This is a genomic window from Promicromonospora kroppenstedtii DSM 19349 (assembly GCF_000515355.1).
In the GTDB taxonomy this organism is placed as follows: Bacteria; Actinomycetota; Actinomycetes; order Actinomycetales; family Cellulomonadaceae; genus Promicromonospora; species Promicromonospora kroppenstedtii.
The window spans coordinates 38,484-43,941 of sequence record NZ_KI911694.1 but is presented as its reverse complement, the minus strand read 5'-3'; the positions used below and the strand labels follow the sequence as shown (position 1 = coordinate 43,941).

Below are 5,458 nucleotides of genomic sequence, written 5' to 3'. Positions count from 1 at the left end.
GCGCCACCGGCTGCCGGCCGGCGGCGGTCGCGACGGTGCGCGGCGCGAGGAAGCTGTGGACCTGGGGAAGGGCGGTGGGTGCGAAGGCGCTCATCGGTGCATCTCCTGGCTCGGGTCGGGCTGGCTGGTACGCCCAACCCTACGCATGCCAACACACCTTTGCAAGGGTTTCTTTGCAACAAGTTCTTTGGAAGAGTCCGCTCACTCCTCCGGGTCGCGCCGGAAGGTGTCCAGGTCGCGGTTCAGGCGTTCCAGCAGCTCGGCGAGCAGGGCCCGCTCGAACGGCGACCAGTCGGTGAGGATCTGGTCGTACATCGCGCTGCGCCGCGTGCGTTCGCGCTCGAGCTGGGCGGCGCCGGCCTCCGTCGCCTCCACCCGGACGGCCCGCCCGTCGAGCGGGTCCCGGCTGCGCCGGGCGAACCCGGCCTTCTCCAGGCTGACCACCTGCCGGGTCACGGTGGAGGCGTCCAGGCCCTGGCGTGCGGCGAGCGCGTTGATACCCAGCGGGCCCTCGGTGCTGAGCACCTGCAGCAGCAGGTAGCCCGACCGTTCCAGCGCGGGGGTGTGGCCGGCCCGGATCGCGCCGGTGCGTTCCGCCCGACGCAGCAGGAGCGCGAGCTGGAGCTCCACGCGTGACAGCGGGGCCTCGTCGGGGTGCTCCCCGTCGGCGTTCTCTTCCGTCTCCCTCGACATAGGTGTAGCCTACAGGCATATACCTGTGTGGTACAGATAAATGATCCTGAGGAGGCCGCGTGGTCAGCGCGCGCAACGAACCGAACAAGACAGCCATTTATGCCACGGCGCTCACCGCGTTCTTCGCGATCGCGGGCATCGCCGTCGTCGACCCGATCCTTCCCGTGATCGGTGCCGAGATCGGTGCCACCACCTGGGAGATCGAGCTGCTCTTCACCGCGTACATCGCGGTCATGGCCATCGGCATGATCCCCGCGGTGATGGCGACCGGGAAGTTCGGGTACAAGAAGATCCTGGCGACCGGCGTCACGCTCGTCGCCATCGCGGCGGTCCTGGCGGCGCTGAGCGGCAATATCGTCCAGCTGGCGGTGCTGCGCGGCGTCTGGGGCCTGGGCAACGCGATGTTCTTCGCCACCGCCATGGTGCTGCTCGTCGCGCTCGCCCAGGACCGCGAGTGGGTGGTCGGGCTGTTCGAGACCTGCGTGGGGCTCGGCTTCGCCGTCGGGCCGCTGATCGGCGGGCTGCTGGGGCACATCAGCTGGCGGGTGCCGTTCTTCGTGTGCGGCCTGCTCATGGTCGTCGCCCTCCTGGTCTCCGCCACCCGGCTCAAGGACCCGGCCGAGAAGCCCGCACCGCTCAAGCTCGGGCAGGTCTTCGGGCTGTTTCGCAAGCCGGGCTTCCTGGCGCTCGCGGTCGTCACGGCCGCCTACAACTTCGTGTTCTTCGTGGTGCTCGGCTATGTGCCCGTCTTCCTCGGGCTCGACGTCGTTCCGCTGGGCCTGGTGTTCACCGCCTGGGGCATCGGCGTGGCCGTCGGCATCCTCGGGGTGGGCCACCGGCTGGCGCACCGCATCGGGTTTGTGCAGACGCTGGGTGTCGCCGTCACGGGCGTGCTGGTGTGCGTGGCCCTGCTCGCCGTCGGCGTCGGTACCGCCGGGTCCATCGTGGTGACGATCGTGGCCGGTGTGTTCATGGGTATCGCCAACGCCAACCTCACCGACCTGTCGCTCGCGCTCGGCGACCCGGACCGCCGGGTCACGACCGGGGCGTTCAACCTGGTGCGCTGGGGCTTCGCGGCCCCCGCCCCGGTGGTGGCCGGCCTGCTCGCCGAGGGTGTCGGTCCCGCATCGCCCTTCTGGGTCGCGTCGGGCGTGCTGCTCGTCGGCGTCATCGTCTTCCTCGTGACGGCGCACCTCATGGCCCGACCCATCGGGGAGCGCGTGCTCTGGCAGCGCTGGAACCGCGCCGCCAAGGCCGTCGAGGGCACGCCCGAGGAGGCCATGTCCGAGCTGTGACCCCGTGCCCTGGCCCGCGTGCGGACGGGCCAGGGCATGTCGCGTGCGACGGTCCGGGCGCGCCTGTCAATGCCGCCGTCGGCTTGCGGGCGGTCCGGAGCGCTGCCCTACTCTGTAACTTCGGTCTGATTTCACCCCGTTGGTCCCTCCTGGCGACGACGGTGGTGGCGCGCGCCGTACGCCCGAACCCCGCCGCACCGTGGAGTCCTCGTGTTCCGTCTCGCCCGGCTGTCCCTCGCGAACCGAGCCGTCGTAGCACTGGTGACCATCGCGATCGCGGTGTTCGGCGTGCTGAGCATGACCTCCCTGAAGCAGGAGCTCATCCCGTCGCTCCAGCTCCCCACGGGCATCGTCGCCGCGCAGTACCCGGGTTCGTCGCCCGCCGTCGTGGAGGAGCAGGTCACCGACGTGATCGAGGAGGCCATCGCCTCCGTCGACGGGGTCGCGTCGGTGCGCTCGACGGCGTCGACCGGCATCTCGCTGACCACGGTGGAGCTCGACTACGGCACCGACATGGAGTCCGCCACCCAGCGGCTCCAGACCGCCGTGGCGGGTGCGCAGCAGGCTCTCCCGGAGGGCGTCGAGCCGCAGGTCACGACCGGTTCGGTCGACGACGTGCCCGTGGTCCAGATGGCGGTGTCCGGCGACAAGAGCCCCAATGCCCTCGCGACCACGGTCGAGGACGTCGTGGTCCCGGCGCTGGAGGAGGTCGACGGCGTCCGCTCCGTCGCGGTGACCGGGCAGAGCGAGACCGAGGTGCGCATCCTGCCCGACCAGGCCGAGCTCGCCGCGGCAGGTCTCACGGCCGAGGACCTGACCACGGTGCTGCAGGACAACGGCGTGGTCATGCCGGCCGGCGAGATCACCGCGGGTGGCCGCGCGTGGTCCGTCCAGCTCGGCAAGCCCGTCGACATGGTCGACCAGCTCAAGCAGCTCCCTGTCCTCCCGGGCGGCGGCGCCGGCGGGAGCGGTGCGGCCACGGGTGGTGCGGCGACGACGCCGGACGCCACGACGGGCGAGCTGCTGCCGGCTGAGCCCGCCGGCCCGGTGCTGCTGGGGCAGGTCGCGTCCGTGCGGCTCGAGCCGGTCGAGGCGACGTCGTACTCCCGGCTCGACGGTTCGCCCTCGCTCGGCCTGGCCGTCACCAAGACGCCGGAGGCCAACACGGTCGAGGTGTCCCATGCGATCGGGGGCGCGCTGGCTGCTCCGGACGTGGCGGACATGCTGGACGAGCGCACGATCACCACGGCGGTCGTCTTCGACCAGGCCCCTTTCATCGAGGACTCCATCCACGGGCTGGCCACGGAGGGCGGCCTCGGGCTCCTGTTCGCGGTGCTCGTCATCCTGGTGTTCCTGATGTCGATGCGGTCGACGCTCGTGTCCGCCATCTCGATCCCGCTGTCGCTCGCGGTGACGTTCATCGCGATGGACTTCGGCGGCTACACGCTGAACATCCTGACGCTGGGCGCGCTCACCATCTCGATCGGCCGCGTGGTCGACGACGCCATCGTGGTGATCGAGAACATCAAGCGCCACATGTCCTACGGCGAGGAGAAGGCGCCGGCGATCCTCGCGGCTGTCCGCGAGGTGGGCGGCGCCATCGCCGCCTCGACGATCTGCACCGTGGCGGTGTTCCTGCCGATCGCGCTGGTGGGCGGCATGGTGGGCGAGCTGTTCCGGCCGTTCGCCCTGACGGTCTCGATCGCCATGCTGGCCTCGCTCGTCGTGGCCCTGACGATCGTGCCGGTGCTCGCGTACTGGTTCATCCGGCCCTCGCGCAAGGGACGCCGCGGCGGACCGGTCGATCGCGAGGCGGCCGAGCACAAGGAGAGCCGCGGAATCTGGCAGCGCATCTACGTGCCCACCCTGAACGGGGCGCTGCGCCTGCCCGCCGTCACCATCGCCGTGGCCGTCGCGATCCTCGGCGGCACGGCGACGCTCGTCCCGAGCATGGAGACCAGCTTCCTCGGGGACAGCGGCCAGGACACCGTGACCGTGACGCAGCACTACGCGCCCGGCACCTCGCTCGAGGGCCAGGACGAGGCGGCCCAGCAGGTCGAGGCCGCACTGGCCGACGTCGACGCCGTGGACAGCGTGCAGGCCACGGTCGGCAGCGGTGGCGACATGTCGATGGCGGCCTTCGGCGGGGCGAGCGCCGGGCTCAAGGCGTCGTTCGCGATCACGCTCGACGAGGACGCTGACGGCGAGCAGGCGGCCGCCGACATCCGCGACGCCGTCGCGGGCCTGACCGAGCCGCCCGCGACGGAGGTCGCGGTATCCGCCGGCGATTCGGTCGGCACCTCGTCGATCGACCTCGTGGTCCGCGCGCGCGACGACGAGACGCTGGCCGAGGCCACCGACCAGCTCCAGGAGGCGATGAGCGGCCTGGCCGCGTCCGCCGAGGTCACCAACGACCTGGCCGCCGCCCAGGAGATCGTCGAGGTGACGGTCGACCGCAAGGCCGCGGCGCAGTACGGGCTCACCGAGACGCAGGTCTCCGGGATCGCCGCGGCCGCGATGACGGGTGCGCAGGACGTGGGCGAGCTCCAGACGGCGGACGGGCCGGTCGGCGTCGCGCTCTGGGCCGGCCCTGTGCCGGAGACGATGACCCAGATCGGCGAGATCCCCGTGTCGACGGCGACCGGGCCCGTGCGGCTGATCGATGTCGCGACGGTGGAGCTCGCCAGTTCGCCGACGTCGATCAGCCGCATCGACGGCGAACGGTCGGCCACGGTCTCGGTGACGCCCGCGGGCACCGACCTCGGCGCGGCCACGGAGGCGGTGAACGCCGAGATCGGGGCCGTCGACCTGCCGGCCGGCGCCACGGTGGAGGTGGGCGGTGCGGCCGCCGACCAGGCCGACGCCTTCAGCGACCTCGGTATGGCGCTGGTGGCGGCGATCGCCCTGGTGTTCGTGGTCATGGTGGCGACGTTCCGGAGCCTGGCGCAGCCGTTCATCCTGCTCGTGTCGGTCCCGTTCGCCGCGGTCGGCGCGCTGGTCGCGCTCGTCGCGACGGACACGCCGCTCGGCGTGCCGGCCCTGATCGGCACGCTGTTGCTGGTCGGCATCGTGGTGTCCAACGCGATCGTGCTCATCGACCTCATCAACCAGTACCGCGCGCGAGGTATGGCGCTCGACGAGGCGGTGCGCGAGGGCGCACGCAAGCGGCTGCGGCCCATCGTCATGACGGCGCTGGCCACGGTCTTCGCGCTCACCCCGATGGGCATCGGCCTGACCGGCGGCGGCGCGTTCATCTCGCAGCCGCTCGCACTGGTCGTGATCGGCGGCCTCGTCTCCTCCACGCTGCTGACCCTGTACGTCGTGCCCGTGATCTACACGCTCTTCGAGCGCCGGGCGGAACGACGCCGCGCGGCGGACGAAGCGGCGGGACGCGTCCGGCGGCCGCTGACGGGTGCGCTGGTCAGCGTGGCCACCGGGGCCCTCCGAGCCGTCGCACGCCCGAGGGCGGT

General features: G+C 71.6%; 3 protein-coding genes. 2 read left to right on the top strand and 1 reads right to left on the bottom strand.

Going from position 1 to position 5,458, the window contains the following annotated elements; all coding sequences use genetic code 11:
- Window positions 1–201: 201 nt before the first annotated feature.
- A complete protein-coding gene (locus PROKR_RS17405; protein ID WP_036965080.1) occupies window positions 202–693 on the bottom strand; it encodes a MarR family winged helix-turn-helix transcriptional regulator in 492 nt (163 codons plus the stop codon).
- Between the two features lie 59 nt (window positions 694–752).
- On the opposite strand from PROKR_RS17405, the gene PROKR_RS17400 reads away from it, so the two are divergent.
- Window positions 753–1,988: an MFS transporter gene (locus PROKR_RS17400; RefSeq protein WP_051433091.1), complete on the top strand. Its 1,236-nt coding sequence runs from the start codon at window positions 753–755 to the stop codon at window positions 1,986–1,988.
- 210 nt (window positions 1,989–2,198) lie between these two features.
- A partial coding sequence (locus PROKR_RS17395) for an efflux RND transporter permease subunit (protein ID WP_084800512.1) occupies window positions 2,199–5,458 on the top strand: 3,260 nt, incomplete at its 3' end.

Coding starts and splice junctions, on each gene's coding strand:
- PROKR_RS17405 (WP_036965080.1), bottom strand. CDS start 693: ATGTCGAGGGAGACGGAAGAGAACGCCGACGGGGAGCACCCCGACGAG.